General features: G+C 60.2%; 15 protein-coding genes. 7 read left to right on the top strand and 8 right to left on the bottom strand.

What is annotated here, in order from left to right:
* Nucleotides 1-9 precede the first annotated feature (9 nt).
* The 5 genes from A8O26_RS04520 (at nucleotide 10) to A8O26_RS04500 (ending at nucleotide 5,247) form a co-directional block, all read left to right on the top strand.
* Nucleotides 10-1,203, top strand: a complete 1,194-nt coding sequence (locus tag A8O26_RS04520; RefSeq protein ID WP_064116962.1) for an SfnB family sulfur acquisition oxidoreductase — start codon at nucleotides 10-12, stop codon at nucleotides 1,201-1,203.
* The gene (locus A8O26_RS04515) at nucleotides 1,203-2,561 is read left to right on the top strand and encodes an LLM class flavin-dependent oxidoreductase (protein WP_064116961.1); all 1,359 of its coding nucleotides are present in this window, start codon (nucleotides 1,203-1,205) and stop codon (nucleotides 2,559-2,561) included. Before A8O26_RS04520 ends, A8O26_RS04515 begins: the two co-directional genes overlap by 1 nt.
* Before the next feature lie 118 nt (nucleotides 2,562-2,679).
* Entirely contained in the window at nucleotides 2,680-3,489 is an 810-nt protein-coding gene (locus tag A8O26_RS04510; protein ID WP_064116960.1) for a MetQ/NlpA family ABC transporter substrate-binding protein, read from the top strand.
* Nucleotides 3,490-3,491: 2 nt separating this feature from the next.
* Nucleotides 3,492-4,613, top strand: coding sequence for a methionine ABC transporter ATP-binding protein (locus A8O26_RS04505; protein ID WP_064116959.1), 1,122 nt, complete (start codon nucleotides 3,492-3,494; stop codon nucleotides 4,611-4,613).
* Complete coding sequence (locus A8O26_RS04500) at nucleotides 4,603-5,247, top strand: methionine ABC transporter permease (protein ID WP_064116958.1); 645 nt, start codon at nucleotides 4,603-4,605, stop codon at nucleotides 5,245-5,247. Before A8O26_RS04505 ends, A8O26_RS04500 begins: the two co-directional genes overlap by 11 nt.
* 104 nt (nucleotides 5,248-5,351) lie before the next feature.
* Here the strand turns inward: A8O26_RS04500 and A8O26_RS04495 are convergent, their stop codons facing one another.
* Entirely contained in the window at nucleotides 5,352-6,788 is a 1,437-nt protein-coding gene (locus tag A8O26_RS04495; protein ID WP_064116957.1) for a hypothetical protein, read from the bottom strand.
* A 240-nt stretch (nucleotides 6,789-7,028) separates the two neighbouring features.
* Between A8O26_RS04495 and A8O26_RS04490 the strand changes: the two genes are divergently transcribed.
* Nucleotides 7,029-7,655, top strand: coding sequence for a class I SAM-dependent methyltransferase (locus A8O26_RS04490; RefSeq protein WP_064117305.1), 627 nt, complete (start codon nucleotides 7,029-7,031; stop codon nucleotides 7,653-7,655).
* A gap of 148 nt (nucleotides 7,656-7,803) precedes the next feature.
* On the opposite strand, the gene A8O26_RS04485 is transcribed toward A8O26_RS04490, so the two are convergent.
* Genes A8O26_RS04485 through A8O26_RS04475 form a run of 3 tightly spaced genes read right to left on the bottom strand, consistent with a single transcriptional unit; the run spans nucleotide 7,804 to nucleotide 13,075 of the window.
* Complete coding sequence (locus A8O26_RS04485; protein WP_064116956.1) at nucleotides 7,804-10,914, bottom strand: efflux RND transporter permease subunit; 3,111 nt, start codon at nucleotides 10,912-10,914, stop codon at nucleotides 7,804-7,806.
* A complete protein-coding gene (locus A8O26_RS04480; protein ID WP_064116955.1) occupies nucleotides 10,911-11,975 on the bottom strand; it encodes an efflux RND transporter periplasmic adaptor subunit in 1,065 nt (354 codons plus the stop codon). Before A8O26_RS04480 ends, A8O26_RS04485 begins: the two co-directional genes overlap by 4 nt.
* A complete protein-coding gene (locus A8O26_RS04475; RefSeq protein ID WP_064116954.1) occupies nucleotides 11,972-13,075 on the bottom strand; it encodes an efflux RND transporter periplasmic adaptor subunit in 1,104 nt (367 codons plus the stop codon). The genes A8O26_RS04480 and A8O26_RS04475 overlap by 4 nt, the downstream gene beginning before the upstream one ends.
* A 157-nt stretch (nucleotides 13,076-13,232) precedes the next feature.
* Between A8O26_RS04475 and A8O26_RS04470 the strand changes: the two genes are divergently transcribed.
* Nucleotides 13,233-14,393 (top strand): AAA family ATPase, encoded by a 1,161-nt coding sequence (locus A8O26_RS04470; protein ID WP_064116953.1) that lies wholly within the window; start codon nucleotides 13,233-13,235, stop codon nucleotides 14,391-14,393.
* A gap of 195 nt (nucleotides 14,394-14,588) precedes the next feature.
* Here the strand turns inward: A8O26_RS04470 and A8O26_RS04465 are convergent, their stop codons facing one another.
* From A8O26_RS04465 to A8O26_RS04450, 4 genes are read right to left on the bottom strand one after another with little or no spacing between them, the layout of a single operon-like run.
* On the bottom strand, nucleotides 14,589-15,461 hold the full coding sequence (locus A8O26_RS04465; RefSeq protein ID WP_064116952.1) for a transporter substrate-binding domain-containing protein: 873 nt from the start codon (nucleotides 15,459-15,461) through the stop codon (nucleotides 14,589-14,591).
* Complete coding sequence (locus tag A8O26_RS04460) at nucleotides 15,458-16,240, bottom strand: amino acid ABC transporter ATP-binding protein (protein ID WP_064116951.1); 783 nt, start codon at nucleotides 16,238-16,240, stop codon at nucleotides 15,458-15,460. Before A8O26_RS04460 ends, A8O26_RS04465 begins: the two co-directional genes overlap by 4 nt.
* Nucleotides 16,237-16,896 carry an amino acid ABC transporter permease gene (locus tag A8O26_RS04455; RefSeq protein WP_064116950.1) on the bottom strand — a complete coding sequence of 220 codons (660 nt, stop codon included), beginning with the start codon at nucleotides 16,894-16,896 and terminating at the stop codon, nucleotides 16,237-16,239. Before A8O26_RS04455 ends, A8O26_RS04460 begins: the two co-directional genes overlap by 4 nt.
* Complete coding sequence (locus tag A8O26_RS04450; protein ID WP_008083580.1) at nucleotides 16,877-17,542, bottom strand: amino acid ABC transporter permease; 666 nt, start codon at nucleotides 17,540-17,542, stop codon at nucleotides 16,877-16,879. The genes A8O26_RS04455 and A8O26_RS04450 overlap by 20 nt, the downstream gene beginning before the upstream one ends.
* Nucleotides 17,543-18,160: the final 618 nt, after the last annotated feature.

The following is an 18,160-nucleotide window of genomic DNA, read 5'->3' as shown; positions in this document are numbered from 1 at the left end:
GAAAAAAGCATGACTCTTTCCCATCACGTCGCGGTCATTACCAGCGATGAGCAAGCCCTGATCGTCGCCAGCGACCTGGCCGAAGATTTCAAACGCGACAGCGCCCTGCGCGACCGAGAACGTCGCCTGCCACTGCCGGAACTCGACGTGTTTTCTCGCTCGGGCCTGTGGGGCATCAGCGTGCCGAAGGAATACGGCGGCGCTGGCGTGTCCAACGTGACCCTGGCCAAAGTCATCGCCCTGATCGCTCAGGCTGACGGCTCGCTCGGACAGATTCCGCAGAACCATTTTTATGCACTGGAAGTGCTGCGGGTAAACGGCAGCCACGCGCAAAAACAACGGCTGTACGCCGAAGTGCTCGCCGGTCAACGCTTCGGCAATGCGCTGGCGGAACTGGGCACCAAAACCGCCCACGACCGCGTCACCAGCCTCAAGCGCGATGGCGACGGTTATCGCATCAACGGCCGCAAGTTCTACGCGACCGGCGCGATATACGCCCAGCGTATTCCCACCTCGGTGGTCGATGAAAACGGCGTGCAGCAACTGGCCTTCGTCCCGCGCGACGCCAAAGGCTTGACCGTGATCGACGACTGGAGCGGCTTCGGTCAGCGCACCACGGGCAGCGGTTCAGTGGTGTTCGAAGACGTCTATGTCGCCGCCGAAGACGTGATCCCCTTCCAGAGTGCATTTGAACGTCCGACTACCGTAGGCCCACTGGCGCAGATCCTTCACGCCGCCATCGACACCGGCATCGCCCGCGCCGCTTACGAAGACGCGCTGCACTTTGTGCGCAGCAAGACGCGCCCGTGGATCGATTCCGGCAACGACAAAGCCACCGAAGATCCACTGACACTGAAAAGCTTCGGCCACTTGAGCATTCGCCTGCACGCCACCGAAGCCTTGCTTGAGCGTGCCGGCGAATTCCTCGACGCAGCACAGGCGCAAACCAACGCCGAGACCGTCGCTGCCGCCTCGATTGCCGTCGCCGAAGCACGGGCGATCAGCACCGAAATTTCCCTGGCCGCCGGCAGCACGCTGTTCGAACTGGCGGGCAGCCAGGCGACCCTGATCGAGCACGGCCTCGACCGCCACTGGCGCAACGCCCGCGTGCATACGCTGCACGATCCGGTGCGCTGGAAGTATCACGCCGTCGGCAATTACTACCTCAACGATGAAAACCCGCCGCTGCGAGGGACCATCTGATGAGCGCCGCGAAAAAGAAGATTCTGCTCAACGCGTTCAACATGAATTGCATCGGCCATATCAACCATGGCCTGTGGACGCATCCGCGCGATACCTCGACGCGCTACAACACCATTGAGTACTGGACCGAACTGGCGCAATTGCTGGAGCGCGGACTGTTCGACGGCCTGTTCATCGCCGACATCGTTGGTGTGTACGACGTCTACCAGAACTCGGTCGATGTGCCGCTGAAGGAGTCAATTCAGTTACCGGTCAACGACCCGCTGCTGCTGGTTTCAGCCATGGCCGCCGTGACCAAAAACCTCGGCTTCGGCCTCACCGCCAACCTCACCTATGAGCCGCCCTATCTGTTCGCCCGACGCATGTCGACGCTCGATCATCTGAGTCGCGGACGCGTTGGCTGGAACATCGTCACCGGTTATCTGGACAGCGCCGCGAAAGCCATGGGCCTTAGCGAGCAGGTCGAGCACGACCGCCGCTACGATCAGGCCGACGAATACCTGGAAGTGCTCTACAAACTCTGGGAAGGCAGTTGGGAAAACGGCGCGGTGCTTAACGACCGCGAACAGCGCATCTACGCCAACCCGGAAAAAGTGCACAAGGTCGAGCACAAGGGCGAGTTCTATCAGGTCGAGGGATATCACCTCTGCGAACCGTCGCCGCAGCGTACGCCGGTGTTGTTTCAGGCCGGCAGCTCCGATCGCGGTTTGCTCTTCGCCGGGCGTCATGCCGAATGCGTGTTCATCAGCGGCCAGAAAAAACCGTCGACCAAGGTTCAGGTGGACAAGGTCCGCGCCAGCGCCGTCGAGGCGGGACGCAACCCCGATGACATCAAGGTGTTCATGGGCCTCAACGTCATCGTCGGCGCGACTGAAGAAGCCGCGTGGGCCAAGCACGCCGAATATCTCAGTTACGCCAGCGCCGAAGCTGGCGTCGCGCATTTTTCCGCCTCGACCGGCATCGACTTTTCCCAATACGAAATCGACGAACCGATCCAGTACGTGAAGAGCAACGCCATTCAGTCGGCGACGAAAAACCTGCAAAACAACGACTGGACCCGGCGCAAATTGCTCGACCAGCACGCCCTCGGCGGCCGCTATATCACCGTGGTCGGCTCGCCGGAGCAAGTGGCCGATGAGCTGGAATCGTGGATCGCCGAGACCGGTCTGGACGGCTTCAACCTGACGCGCATTGTGACCCCGGAAAGCTATGTCGATTTCATTGAGCTGGTGATTCCCGAGTTGCAGCGACGCGGCTCGTACAAGACCGCGTATGACACCGGCAGCTTGCGCGAGAAGTTGTTTCACGGCGAGGCGCAGCTTCCGGAGCAACACACCGGCTCTTCATACCGGCATTAAAAGCTTCGCGAGCAGGCTCGCTCCCACATTTGGAATGCATTCCCCTGTGGGAGCGAGCCTGCTCGCGAAGAGGCCCGACCAGACACCACAAACTTATGCACTGACTGGAAAACTCATCATGATCAAAAAACACCTGTCCCACCCAGTCAAAGCACTGGCCCTGGCCTTCGGCCTGTTCAGCTCGGCCGTTTTCGCCGCCGAAACACCGTTGAAAATCGGCACCACCGCGGCCTTCGCCATTCCGCTGGAAGCCGCCGTCGAAGAGGCCTCCAAACAAGGCCTGAATGTCGAGTTGGTGGAGTTCACCGACTGGATCGCACCGAACGTCAGCCTCGCCGCCGGCGACATCGACGTGAACTACTTCCAGCACATCCCGTTCCTCGAAAACGCCAAAGCCGCGTCAGGTTTTGATCTGGTGCCGTTCGCACCGGGGATCATCAACAACGTCGGCCTTTACTCGAAAAAGTACAAAAGCTTCGATGAGCTACCCGAGGGCGCCAGCGTCGCTATTGCCAACGACCCGATCAACAGCGGTCGTGGCCTGCAGTTGCTGGCCAAGGCCGGTTTGATCACCCTGAAACCGGGCGTTGGTTACAAAGCCACCGAAGACGACATCGTTGCCAACCCGAAGAAAATCAAAATCCTCCAGGTCGAAGCCGTGCAGTTGGTACGCGCCTACGACGACGCGGATCTGGTTCAGGGTTACCCGGCCTACATTCGTCTGGCGAAGACTTTCGATGCCGGCTCGGCGCTGCTGTTCGACGGCCTCGACCACAAGGAATACGTGATCCAGTTCGTCATTCAGCCGAAGAGCAAAACCGATCCGCGCCTGATCAAGTTCGTCGACATTTATCAGCACTCGCCGGTGGTTCGCGCTGCGCTGGATAAAGCCCACGGCAAGCTCTATCAAGCCGGTTGGGAAAGCTGAGCATGACGGCCGCGATCCAACGGCGACTGGAAACTCCAGAGCCACACACTGCTGAAAAAACCGAGCTGCACCCCGAGTTGAATCGCGCCCACGTACGTTTTATCGGCCTGGGCAAAACCTACAACGGCCGGCAAGGCCCGGTCGCCGCGTTGCAGGGCATCGATCTGGCGATTTCGCGCGGTGAAGTGTTCGGCATCATCGGCCGCAGCGGCGCCGGCAAGTCGTCGCTGATTCGCACCATCAATCGTCTGGAACAACCGACCTCGGGGCGGGTGTTGATCGATCAGGTCGACATCGGCGAATTCGATGAAGACCGTCTCGTAGCGCTGCGTCGGCGCATTGGCATGATCTTCCAGCACTTCAATCTGATGTCGGCCAAGACCGTGTGGCAGAACGTCGAATTGCCGCTGAAAGTGGCGGGTGTGCCGAAAGAGCAGCGCGAGAACAAGGTTCGCGAACTGCTCGAACTGGTCGGCCTGCAAGAAAAGCACAAGGCCTATCCGGCGCAGCTTTCCGGTGGGCAGAAACAGCGCGTCGGCATCGCCCGCGCGTTGGTGCATGACCCGGATATTTTGCTCTGCGACGAGGCCACTTCGGCGCTCGACCCGGAAACCACGCAATCGATCCTCGGCCTGTTACGCGAGATCAACCAACGCCTGGGTCTGACCATCGTGCTGATCACCCACGAGATGGCGGTGATTCGCGAAATCTGCGACCGCGTCGTAGTGCTGGAGCATGGCCGGGTGGTCGAACAAGGTCCGGTCTGGGAAGTGTTCGGTAATCCGCAGCACGAGGTCAGCCAGACCTTGCTCGCGCCGCTGCAACACGCGTTGCCGGAAGAACTGCAGAGTCGTTTGCAAGCCCAAGCGCCGTCCTCCGACGCCGCTGTGGTGCTGCGCTTGCAGTTCACCGGCAGTGCCAGTGATGAGCCGGACCTGGCCGCACTGTTTTCGGCGCTCGGCGGGCGGGTGAAATTGCTCCAGGGCGGCGTGGAGCGAATTCAGGGTCATGCGTTGGGGCAACTGTTATTGGCCGTCAGCGGTTCGTCGTTGAGTGCAGAGCAATTGCGTGAGCGCGCCGCGCAATGGGCGCAACGAGTGGAGGTATTGGGTCATGTGGTTTGATCGCTTGCTGCAGGGCTTTATCGACACGTTTCTGATGGTCGGCGTGTCGTCGCTGATCGCGTTGCTGGTGGGGATTCCGATGGCGGTGATTCTGGTCACCAGCGACAAGGGCGGGATCTACCAAGCGCCGGTGTTGAACCGTGCCTTGGGCGCGTTCGTGAACCTGTTCCGCTCGATCCCGTTCCTGATTCTGATGGTCGCGCTGATTCCGTTTACCCGGCTGATTGTCGGCACCACTTACGGTGTCTGGGCAGCCGTGGTGCCACTGACGATTGCGGCGACACCGTTCTTTGCGCGGATTGCCGAAGTGAGCCTGCGTGAGGTCGATCATGGTCTGATCGAGGCCGCGCAGGCCATGGGTTGCCGGCGCTGGCACATCGTCTGGCATGTGTTGTTGCCGGAGGCGCTGCCGGGGATCGTCGGCGGTTTCACCATCACCCTGGTGACGATGATCAACTCATCGGCCATGGCCGGTGCGATTGGCGCCGGCGGGTTGGGGGATATCGCTTACCGCTACGGCTATCAACGCTTCGACAGCCAGATCATGCTGACCGTGATTGTGTTGCTGGTGGCGCTGGTGGCGGTGATTCAGTTGGGCGGGGATCGCTTGGCGCGTGGACTAAACAAGCGCTGAAGAAGATCAAACGCTCGCCGTCTGCGGCAACTCCCGCCTTGAGTGGAGTTGCCGCAGGCAATGCCGAATAGCCGTAAAGCTCAACGATCAAACAGGTTCGCCAGTCACTCAGCGTTGGCGATTCGCGCCCGATGCAAGCGCTGCAAATCATCCGCCGCACAAATGATGCTGTCCGCGTTTCTCGCCGCCATTTGCGCCCTCACTGCGGGGCTTGCATTGAACAGGATCAGCGCCGTTTCGATGTCATGAATACCGGCAACGCCGGAGTGCTCGCGGACACCGGCAATGAAGTTGGTATAAGTCATGCCAAAGGCTTTCAGGTAATCCAGCGTAAGCCCGCCTTGCATGATCACCTCCGATACCCCGCGCCAAGACGAGTCATACACGGGTAAAGAACGTTTCAGCGAACGTTGAGCCTTGTCATTCAGATAAAAGAAATCCCGCGTGCTTGGCCCGACACTTTTGAAGCGACTGATCCGCGCCGTGTGCAAAAACTCATGGCCTAAAAGAATGCTGAGTCTGTCTTTCTCCAGGTGGGTCAAGTTGATAAAAACCCGCCCATGGAAATCATCCAGGTTGACCCAGCCCTGGTGCGACTTGTTATTGGATTGCACGCCAATGATCTTGCTTTCGCCCCATGTGCCTTGATATTCAGCGGCCAGGGCCTGGCCTCGGGTCAACGCATCGATAAACCGCGATTTGACCGCTGCATGCGCGCTGCCGAAGTAACTCGCCAGCAGCGTATCGATGTCACTGTAGTTCGCCCGGAGAGCCGCTTGCGCATCCGCATAGATGCGTTCCACGGCCTGTAATTCCGCACGCACGAGGGCGGCCTGGTCCGCCGGAAACTGCTTCAAGCCACGGGCAATCACGACTTCGCCGGCGGCCATTGTGGTTTCGAACCGGTCGTTCAGCCCCTCATCCACAGCGATGGGTGGATGATTCTCGGCATTGTGGCTGTCATGTCCGGCTTCTGCTTGACGGTCCATAGCGACCAGCGGGCGCTGTGATGGCGGGATTGCGGCGTCGGGCGCACTCATCGTGAGCCCGTTGCCGATATCGGCAAGGGCCATCAAGGGCGCGGGTTTCCAGGTCAACGTTGCGGGGTCGAGCATCAGCACCGGGCCTGGCGCCAATTCTGTCGCCAGGTGCGCCCGGCAGGTCGCCGTCCCGGCAATCTTGCGCACCAGCACGACGCCACCCTGCTCGAGATTGACGAAGTAACGCCCTTTGTAGGTCCGGTAGCCCTCGCTGTCCACCGCTGCCGATGCGGGCAACCCGTTAAGCAGGTAACGCTCCATCGACAGCACATCGGAGCTGGACGGTTTGAGCGGATCGAGTCGATGGCTGCCGCTGATGAGGTGATTGGAGTGCACAGCCGCCGTAGCGATGAGCGCTGACTCGTCCGCCACAAGGTGTGGAACCTTGGCCGGCGGCCCGCCCTCGGCGGCGGTTGCAGCAGGGCGTAAACGCGGCGGTTGGGCTTGTGCAACCGTGCGCCCGGGCGTCGAGTGGGTACCGGGTTTGCGAACAGTGACCATGAACAATTCCTTTGATGGTTGAGTGCCCGTGGAAAAAAACCGGGCAGACGTCGCGACAGTGGTCTATCGCGCAGGCGTCATTTCACTCGAATAGCCATCACTGGGTGCGGTACACGGATATGGCACGCATGCGTTGTTTTTGTGCTGGCTCAACGCAGCCCGTGCGGCCGAAAGCTTTCCTCGTTCAAGGGCGAAAGCGCTTATAGTCAGGCCATCTTCCTTCGCCGACACAGCCCGACCATGAAGCAGACCCCCACCGATCTCGAACAGATCACCGCCACCACCCTCGGCCACTACAACGCAGTGGCCGAGGATTTTCGTCAAGGCACTCGCGATCACGATGTCAGCCAGAACATCGAGGCGTTGCTGCGGCATATTCAGGGTGCAGCGCCCTTCACGATTCTGGATTTCGGCTGCGGCCCGGGCCGCGATTTACAGACGTTTACGCGCCTGGGCCACGTCGCGGTCGGGCTCGATGGCTCGCAGGAATTTGCGCGGATGGCGCGTGAGGACAGTGGCTGTGAGGTGTTACAGCAGGACTTTCTGAAGCTCGATCTGCCGGCCGAACGCTTCGACGGGATCTTTGCCAATGCGGTGTTGTTTCATGTGCCGTTGCAGGAATTGCCACGGGTACTCGGGCAGTTATATGGCACGTTGAAGCCGGGTGGGGTGTTGTTCAGTTCCAATCCGCGTGGGGATAACCGCGAGGGCTGGAACGGACCGCGGTATGGCTCGTATCACGATCTTGAGGCTTGGCAGGGGTTGTTGACGGCGGCAGGGTTTGTCGAGCTGGAGCATTACTACCGCCCGGCGGGGTTGCCGCGCGAACAGCAGCCTTGGTTGGCGAGTGTCTGGCGTAAGGGTTGAGTCAGAAAAAGCCCTCATCGGAACGCCGCCCGCCCAGCCCTCTCCCGGAGGGAGAAGGAGCCGATTGGGGATATTTGAGAAGTACGCCGACCGGATCCAACTTCGCCGAATCCATAATCGACCTGGTCCTTCAGGTCGATGGATAGCGTCAGACACCTCGGTCAGTCCCCTCTCCCCGTGGGAGAGGGTTAGGGTGAGGGCCGTTGTTGACTTGATCCTTTTTCGGTTCGCGAATCTTGTACCAGGCCACATACAGCGCCGGCAGGAACAGCAACGTCAGCAACGTCGCCACCACGATCCCGCCAATCATCGCGTACGCCATCGGCCCCCAGAACACCTCGCGGGCAATCGGGATCATGCCCATGCTCGCCGCCGCAGCGGTCAGCAGGATCGGCCGGCGCCGGTGTTCGGTCGCCTCGACCACCGCATCCCACGGCGCATAGCCCTTCTTCTCGAACTCATCGATCTGCGTCACCAGAATCACCGAGTTACGGATGATGATGCCGATCAGCGCCAGGATCCCCAGAATTGCCACGAAGCCCATCGGCGTACCGGTCGGCACCAGCGCCAGCACCACGCCGATCAGTCCCAGTGGCGCGACACTCGCGACGAGGAACATTTTCTGCACGCTGTGCAACTGGATCATCAGGAAGGTTGCCATCAAAAACAGCATCAACGGCAAGACCTTGGCAATCGGCCCCTGGGCCTTGCCGCTTTCCTCGACCGTACCGCCGGTGGCGACTTTGTAGCCGACCGGCAGCTTGGCGGCGAACGCATCGATCGACGGCTTGAGGATTTTCACCAGATCGGTCGGCTGGATCTCGTCGCGCACCGAAGCCTTGATGGTGATGGTCGGCAAACGGTCGCGACGCCACACCAGCGGCTGCTCCAGTTCATAACGCACGGTGGCGAACGCCAATAGCGGAATCGAGGTGCCGCTCGGCGTGACGATCTGCAGGTTTTGCAGGGTCTCCGGCGTCCCGCGTTCGGAATCCACCGCGCGGCCGACCACGTTGATCAGGTAGATGTCGTCATCGACCTGAGTCAACGGTGAGCCGCTGACGATGCTGTTCATCAGGTTCGCCACGTCTTCGGACGACAGCCCGAGCTGCCGCGCCTTGTCCTGAGCGATGTCGATGCGCAGGACCTTGCCCGGCTCGTTCCAGTCATAAATGATCTCGCCGATGTGCGAGTTCTTGTCCAGTTCGGTGGCCAGATCAATCGCATGGCGGCGCACCTGATCGATGTCCTTGCCGCTGACCCGGTACTGAATCGGACGCCCCACCGGCGGGCCCATTTCCAGCGCCTGCACGTAACTGCCGATGCCGACGAACTCTTTGTGCAAACGCTCACGCAAGCGCTGGCTCAGCGCTTCGCGGGCTTCGAAGTCCTTGCTGACGATCACCAGTTGCGCGTAGTACGGGTTCTGCAATTGTTGGTCGAGCGGCAGGTAGAAACGGATCGCGCCCTGACCGATGTAAGTGCTCCAGCGCACGATGTCGGGATCGCCCTTGAGCGTCGCCTCAAGCTTGTCGACAGCCTTGCGGGTTTCGTCGATCGAGGCGTTTTGCGGAAGGTTCAGGTCGACGAGAATTTCCGGACGATCCGAGGCTGGGAAGAACTGGTTCTGCACGAAACGCATGCAGAAAATCGACAGTGCAAACAGCAGCACGGTGATGCCGATCGCCCACCAACGGTTGCGCATGCTCCACAGCAAACCGCCGTTGAATGCGCGGCCAATGCGCCCTGGTTCTGCGGCATGGGGTTTCACGTTGGCGCTAAGGATGTGCACGCCGATCACTGGCGCGAAGAACACCGCGACGATCCACGAGACGATCATCGCCACCGCGATCACCGCAAACAGCGTGTAGGTGTACTCACCAGCGGAGCTGGCGTTGAGGCCGATCGGCACGAAACCGGCGACGGTCACCAGCGTACCGGTGAGCATCGGGAACGCCGTCGAGGTGTAGGCGAACGTCGCCGCCTGCTCCTTGGTCTCGCCCATTTCCAGGCGCGTGACCATCATCTCCACGGTGATCATCGCGTCATCCACCAGCAGGCCGAGGGCGATGATCAGCGCGCCGAGGGAAATCCGCTGCATGGTGATGCCGCTGTACTCCATGAACACAAAGACCATCGCCAGCACCAGCGGAATCGAGCAGGCCACCACCAGACCGGCGCGCACGCCGAGGCTGATAAAGCTCACCACCAGCACGATGATCACCGCTTCGAACAGCGCGCTGGTGAAGCCGCCAACGGCTTCTTCTACCACCACGGCCTGATCGGATACGGTGTGCACGCCGACACCGACCGGCAAGTCTGCCGTCAGTTGGTCGATACGTGCATGCAAGGCCTTGCCGAATTCCTGAACGTTGCCGCCCTTCTGCATGGCAATGGCCAGGCCAATGGCCGGCTTGCCGTCGAAGCGAAATTCCGGGGTGGCCGGGTCGACGTAACCACGGCTGATATCGGCGATGTCAGCCAAGCGATAGAAGCGGTCATTGAGCTTGAGGTTGACCTCGGCCAGATCTTTCTCCGAGGCGAACTGCCCCGAAGTCCGCACGGAAATGCGCTCGGGTCCGGCCTCGATAACGCCCGCCGGGGTCACGGCGTTCTGCGATTGCAGACTGTCCACCACCTGGCGCTGATCAATGCCCAGCGCGGCGAGTTTGCGCGTGGAGAAGTTCAGGTAAATCACTTCATCCTGCTGGCCGACCATTTCGATCTTGCCCAGCCCCGGCACATTGCGAATCTCGGCGCGGGCCTGTTCGACGTAATCGCGCAGCTGCCGCATGGTCAACCCGTCGGCGGTGAAGGCATACACCGAACCGAACACATCGCCGAACTCGTCGTTGAATCCCGGCCCCTGAATCCCTTGGGGAAACTGCCCGCGAATGTCGTTGATCTTCTTGCGCACCTGGTACCAGATTTCCGGAATGTCCTTGGCACTGGTGGTGTCGCGCAGGTACACGTACACCGTCGATTCGCCGGGGCGCGTGTAACTTTTCACGTAGTCGAGGGAGTCGAGTTCTTCGAGTTTTTTCTCGATGCGGTCGGTGACCTGCTTGAGGGTTTCCTCCTGCGTTGCGCCCGGCCATTTGGTCTGGATCACCATGGTCTTGATGGTGAACGACGGGTCTTCTTCGCGCCCCAGATTGAAGTACGAGAACACCCCCATGAGCAATCCGACGAACATCAGATACCAGACGAAAGACTGATGCTTGAGGGCCCATTCGGAGAGGTTGAAAGAGCCTTTCATTGACTGTCCTCGTCAAGTTTTACCGATTGTCCGGGTTTGAGACTGTTGACGCCGGCGCTGACCACGCGCTCGCCGTTCTTCACCCCGCCCGCCAGCACCACGCTGCTGTCGGTGCGGCTGATCACCGTGACGTCACGAGGGCTGACGGTTTTGTTTTGTGTGTCGATGACCCAGATGCGTGATTTGCCGTCGACCTCCTGCAGTGCCGTGGCGGGCAGTTCAATGCGCGGCTTGATCGCCGAACTCAAGGTCACGCTGATTGCCGTGCCGAGGCGGAAGCCGTCCGGCGTGTCGGCCAGCGTCAGGCGTGCCCGACGGGTGCGCGTGGCGCTTTGCGCCTGAGGTTCAATCTCGCGGATGACTGCCGTGGTGTTGATGCTCGGGTCGAGTTGCGCGGCCACCGAGAACACCACGTCGCTGGGGATCTGATCGACCAGCGTGTCCGGCAGATCGATCACTGCTTCCTTGATGTCCGGTTGCGCCAGGGTCACCACTTGCTGGCCGGCGGTGACGACTTGCCCGGCCTCGGCGTTCCATGCGGTGACCACGGCGCGGTGGTCGGAGCGCAGCTCGGTGTAGCCGAGCTGGTCCTTGCTCTGGTTGACCGCCGCGCGCGCCTGATCGAGCGAGGCTTGCGTGGTTTTCAGATCGGTCGTGGCGATGTCCAGTTGGGCCTGCGCACCGACGCCGCGATCGAATAGCGCCTGCTGACGTCGCGCATTGGCTTGCGCGTTGATCAGTTGCGCCTGCACCTTGGCCAGATCGCCCTGGGCCGAGCGCAACTGGTTCTGCTGATCGGATGGGTCGAGGGTGGCGAGCAGCGTGCCCTTCTCCACTTCGGCACCGACATCGACGTTACGGCTGGCGATGCGGCCGCCGACGCGGAAACCGGTGTTGCTCTCGTAGCGCGCCTGAATGCTCCCGGCAAAGCGCCCGAGACTTTCTTCACTCAAGGCTTCGACCTTGACCGACAGCACCGGCCGTACCGGCTCCGGCGGCGGCTCTTTCTTCGAGCACGCGGCCAGCATCACAACAACGGGTAACAGCCACAGACGCTTCATGGCTGTGCTCCCGGTTGCAGATCTTTGTAGGTGTTTTCAGCGATCTCGACTTTCATCCCCGGGTGCAGCAATTGCCCGCCGGCAACGATGACTTTCTCGCCACCCTTGAGGCCTTCGCTGATGATCACTTTGCCAGTCAGGTAACGGCCAACCGTGACCGTGTGCAGTTGCGCTTCGCCGTTGTCGTCGACCATCCACACCGCCGGGTCGCTGATATTTTTGGTCAGCGCCGACCACGGCAACTCAACCGCCGATTTGCCCGAGCCTTTGGCTGTGGCACTGACCACCGAACCGAGCTGCATGCCCGGCGGCAGTTTGTCGAGGGTGACTTTGACTTGCACGGTGCCGGACTGTGCCGACACCGCCGGGGTCACTTCGCGCACGGTGCCGGTGGTTTTGATCTCGGGGTTGTCGAGCAGACTGACGGTGATCTTGTTATCGGTAGGCCGTTCGGCGAGCAGTGATTCATAAACGTTGAACACCGCATCGCGGTCGCCATCGCGGGCCAGACTGAAGATCGGCGCGGTGGCCTGCACCACTTGACCGACTTCAGCCTGACGCTCAGTGATGACGCCCGGCGCGTCAGCGATCAGTGAGGTGTAACTGAGCTGATCCTTGGCGTTGGCCAGTTGCGCCTGCGCCGCGCTCAAGGCGCTCTGGCTGCTGCGCAATGCGGCTTGGGCGGAATCGTATTCGCTCTGGCTGGTATAGTCCTTGGGCAGCAGTTTTTGCTGGCGCACAAACGCCGCAGCGCTCTGTTTCACCCGCGCCTGTTCGGCGACCACTTGGGCTTGAGCGGAGTCGACGTTGGTCTGCAAATCCTTCGGGTCGAGCTTGGCCAGTACCTGTTTGGCCGTGACCCGATCGCCAACGTCGACCATGCGCTGGATGATCTTGCCGCCAACGCGAAACGACAATTCAGTCTGCACGCGCGCCTGAACATCGCCGGTCAACGTCACCGAAGCCGCGTAGTCCGTGGGTTTCACTTCCTGTACGAAGACCCGCGGCAAGTATTCCTGCGCGGGCTTCTTGTCGCCGCAAGCGGTCAGCAAGGCCATGGCACTCAGGGCCACCACCACTTTCAATCCGGGACCCGCCATGCAGACTCCTTGGCATTTTTCGAGACTATCGGGACGATACGACTTCAGAGCTTAGAACAGGGTTCCCCGCTTGCACGCTGGTCTTATGAAGAAAAGCTTGGCGTGTCGGTAACGGGTATCCTCTGATCCATCAGCCGCACCTGAAAAAAGGCCTGACATGCTCAACACTTTGGCGGTGGCCAATTACCGCTCGATCAACAAATTGGTAATCCCGCTCGGCCGCCTGAACCTGATCACCGGCCCCAACGGCAGCGGCAAGTCCAATCTTTACCGGGCCTTGCGCCTGCTGGCGGAAACCGCGCAAGGCGGCGTGGTCAATGCGCTGGCCCGTGAGGGTGGGCTGGATTCGACCTTCTGGGCCGGGCCGGAAACCATCAGCCGGCGCATGCGTAACGGCGAAGTGGCGATTGAGCCGACGGTACGCCAAGGCGTGAGACGATTGCGCCTGGGATTTGCCGGCGAAGATTTCAGTTATTCGATTGCCTTGGGGTTGCCCGAGCCGAGTCGCTCGTTTTTTTCCCTCGACCCGGAGATCAAACGTGAATGCATCTGGGCCGGGCCGCTGTATCGCCCTGCCAGTCTGCTGGTAGATCGCAACGGACCGATGATCCGGGCCCGCGAAGGCCGCAACTGGGATGTGCTGGCGCAGCACACGCCGAACTTCGACAGCCTGTTCGATCAGGTCGGCAGCCTGCGCAGCTCACCGGAAGTGTTCCAGATGCGCGAGTTCATCCGCCGCTGGCGCTTTTACGATCACTTTCGCAGCGATGCCGACGCGCCGGTGCGCCAACCGCAATTGGGTACGCGTACGCCGGTGCTGCATCACGATGGGCGGGATCTGGCGGCGGCGTTGCAGACCATCATTGAAATCGGCGACCCCGAGGCTTTGCAGTCCGCAATCAGCGATGCGTTCCCCGGGGCACGCTTGCGCATCGAGCCGCTGACGGGTGGACGCTTTGCCATCGAGTTTTTTCAAGAAGGCTTGTTGCGGCCGTTGTCGGCGGCGGAATTGTCGGACGGGACGTTGCGTTATCTGCTGCTGGTCGCGGCGCTGCTGACGCCGAGACCACCGTCGCTGATGGTGCTGAACGAGCCGGAAACCAGTTTGCACCCGGATCTTTTGCCGGCGTTGGCGCGGTTGATTATCCGTGCCTCGGAGCAGTGTCAGGTGTGGGTGGTGTCGCATGCGCGGCGGTTGATTTCGGCGTTGCAGGAAGACCCGGAGTGCAACTGCATCGTGTTGGAGAAGACGTTGGGGCAGACCGGGATTGTCGGGCAGCGGGTGCTGGATGAGCCGGCGTGGAACTGGCCGGATTGAGCGTTCCAGGCAAAAGCCCCTCACCCTAACCCTCTCCCGGAGGGAGAGGGGACTGACCGAGTTGTTCTTTCGAACTATGCCGACATGAAAGTCTCGAGTTGAACTCAGGTTTTGAAAAGCCCAGAGATCGGCTCCCTCTCCCTCCGGGAGAGGGCTGGGGTGAGGGGCAAGCCTCACCACCGACCTAGCAGACAATCACCCCTGCCACTTGCCCCCTTCAACAATCACGCTCTCAGGCTTGGTGTCATCGCTTAGTTCTTTACGCACATATTGGTCATACAGCTTGAGCAGATACTTCTCCTCACCCAGCTTTGTCAGCTCGGTATTCACCCAATCACGCAACTCGATATTGCCCTTCTTCACCGCCGGCGCAATCGGCGCTTCAGCACCCAGTTTGTCATCCAGCACGCGATAGCCCGGGTTCTGCTTGGCCCAACTGAACAGCACCAGATTGTCCTGTGCATAAGCGTCGCCACGACCATTGGCCAGGGCTTGCAGCGACTCGGAGTTTTTCTCGAACTTCAGCAGTTTCCAGTCCGGGTGATTCTTGGTCAGCCAGATATCGGCGGTGGTGCCGGTGGTGACAATGGTCGTACGAGTCGCCAGGTCATCAAGGTTCTTCACCGAGCTGCTTTGCGGCACTAAGGCCTGAACAGCGACCTTGAGGTTCGGGTTGGTGAATTCCACCGCTTCCTTGCGTTCCGGGGTCACGGTCATGTTGGCGAGGATCAGGTCGACCTTGTCGCTTTGCAGGAATGGAATACGGCTCGCCGGCTCGACGGCAACGAACTCGACCTTGTTTTCATCGCCAAGCAGATCCTTGGCGAAACGGCGGCCAATGTCGGTATCGAAACCGACGTAACGCCCGGCCTCATCGACAAAGCCGAATGGCGGCTTATCGGTGAAGACACCGACGATCAATTTGTCGCGAGCCTTGATCTTGTCCAGATAACCGGCTGGCGCGGTGCTTTCGCTGGCGACTTTCGGCTTTGGCGGTTCTTCGGTTTTGCTGCAGCCAGCGAGCAAGGCGAGGCTGAGCAAGGGCAATAAAAAAGTGGCCGTTTTCATAACAGTTCCAGTTCCTTTGTCGGATTCGTTTTTGGCAGTGTTGCAACGAAGGAGAACTTCTCCAGAAACTGCTGCGCGCGTGCGGTTTGCGGGTTCGTAAAGAAAATCTCGGGCGGGTTCTGTTCAAGGATGCGCCCGGCATCCATGAACACAATGCGATCGGCCACCGCGCGGGCGAAGGCCATTTCATGGGTGACGATCAACAGGGTCATGCCCTCACGGGCCAGGCCCTGAATGACCTGCAACACTTCCTTGACCATTTCCGGGTCGAGGGCGGCGGTGACTTCATCGAAGAGCATCACGCGTGGGTTCATGCACAGCGAACGGACGATGGCGATGCGTTGTTGCTGGCCGCCAGAGAGCTGACGCGGGAAGGCGTCGCGCTTGTCCGCCAGGCCCACGCGTTCGAGCAAGGCTTCGGCTTGTTGCTGCGCTTCGCGGCGTTGACGCTTCTGCACCTTGAGCGGGCCGAGCAGCAAGTTATCGAGCACGCTCATGTGCGGGAACAGGTGATAACTCTGGAAGACCATACCGATCTGCTGACGGATCTCGCGCCAGTCGGTGGACTTGTCGAGCAGCTCGCGGCCGACAAATTTCAGACTGCCGCCGTGGGCTTCTTCCAGGCCATTGAGGCAACGCAGCAAGGTGCTTTTGCCGCAACCGCTGGGGCCGAGGATGACGATCACTTCCCCACTCTGCACCTGCAGATCAATGCCGTTGAGCACCTGTTGTTCGCCATAGAATTTGTTGAAACCGTGAAACTCGATCAATGCGCTCATGCTTGCGTCCAGCGCCGCTCCAGCACGCGCGAGGCGGCCGACAGCGGGTAGCAGATGAAAAAGAAAAACAGAAACAGCGCGCCGTAGATCAACACCGATTCGTAAGTGCGCTCGATGATCTGCTGGCCGACCTTGATCACGTCGACCACACCGATCAGCACCGCCAGCGAACTGGTCTTGATGATCCGCGTGTAGACGTTGATGGTCGGCGGCGTCATGCGTTTCAGCGCTTGCGGCAAAAGCACGTAGCCGTAGAGCTGCGCGGCGTTCAGGCCAATCGAAAGTCCAGCTTCACGCTGGCCGCGCGGCAACGAATGCAGCGCACCGCGCGCGACTTCGCCGACCTCACTCGCGCCCCACAACGACAGCACCAGCACCGCGCACCAGAAACTCGGAATGCTCAAACCAAAGAAAATCGGCAAGCCGAAAAACAACAGATACAACCAGACCAGCACCGGAATCGCCCGGAACAGCTCCAGATACACCCGCAAAATCGCGTTCAACCACGTCACGTTGAGCGTGCGCAACACGCCGTAGAGCACACCACCGAGGGTGCTGATGGCGATGCTCAGAAACGAGATCGACAGGGTTTGCCCGGCGCCCTTGGCCAATTGCGGCAACGACACCCAGAGCAACTCAAGACCCGAACTGGCCATGCTGGAGCCTCCTTTCCAGACGGCTGAGCAGCAGCGACAGCGGCAAGAACAACAGCACGCAGATCAGCGTCAGCACGGCGAGCATTTCGTAGGTTTTGTAATAGAGCGCGATGTAGCTCTTGGTGGTGTAGAGAATTTCCGGCACCGCCACCGCCGAGACCACGGTGGTTTCCTTGAGAAGGAAAATGAAATTGGCGAACAGCGACGGCAGGCTGAGGATCCCCGCTTGCGGCAGGATCACGTAGCGCAATAGTTGGCCGTGAGAGAGGCCGATGGAGCGCCCCGACTCTAGCTGCGCCTGCGGCACGGCATCGACGCCCGCGCGCAGCACTTCAGTGAGGTAGGCGCCGCCGAGAAAGGTCATGGTAATGATCGCGGCAGTGAAACCGGACACCTGAATCCCTACTGCCGGCAAGGCGAAGTAGACGAAAAACAACTGGATCAGCAGCGGTGTGTTACGCGCCAGCTCAACATACAGGCCCACCAGTTTTTGCAGGTAAGGCGTGCGGAACACCAGAATGGTCGCGTTGAGCAACGCCACCAGCAACGAGGTGCCGATGGCGATAAATCCCACCTGCAGCGTCACGCCCACGGCTTTGAGAAAAGCCGGCAGCGTGCTGAGGATAAATGCGTAATCAAAAGTCATGAAACGTCCTGAACGCCGCTCGGTAAGCGACGGTGGTGCAGTCCATGGACAGCGGGTGGCTGTCCGGCAGGAGATGACTTTATAGGTATAAAAACAAGAATTTAAATACCGTTAAAGCATATTGATATCACCCAAAAAACTATCTTGCGAGTTTGCCGGGAAGGAATAAGAAGGCTATTTTCCTTTGCGCTGTAGGACGGATCTTTTTTTCATGAAAGGCCTCCAAGGATGAACAGCTTTTGGCCAGACTCCCCCGGCCAAACCCATAACAAGGAAGAGAACATGGACGTAAAAGTGCCGCAGCGACTGGATCCGCAGGAGATTGTGAAATTGTTGGTGGCGTTAAGGCGGGCGTTGAAGGCCCAGGTGGCCTGAGGTCAAAATCAACAGCCCCTCACCCCAGCCCTCTCCCGGAGGGAGAGGGGGCCGACCGAGGTGTCTTTCGTCATACATCGACCTGAAAGACTGAGTCGATTATGGATTCGGCAGAGATCTTTCACGTCGGCATGCTTCTACAGCATCCCCCAATCAGTCCCCTTTCCCTCTGGGAGAGGGGCCGACCGAGGTGTCTTTCGTCATACATCGACCTGAAAGACTGAGTCGATTATGGATTCGGCA

The organism is Pseudomonas fluorescens (assembly GCF_001648775.1).
Classification (GTDB): Bacteria; Pseudomonadota; Gammaproteobacteria; order Pseudomonadales; family Pseudomonadaceae; genus Aquipseudomonas; species Aquipseudomonas fluorescens_M.
Note: the sequence above shows the minus strand (reverse complement) of the source record. Positions and strands in the feature narration are given on the sequence as shown.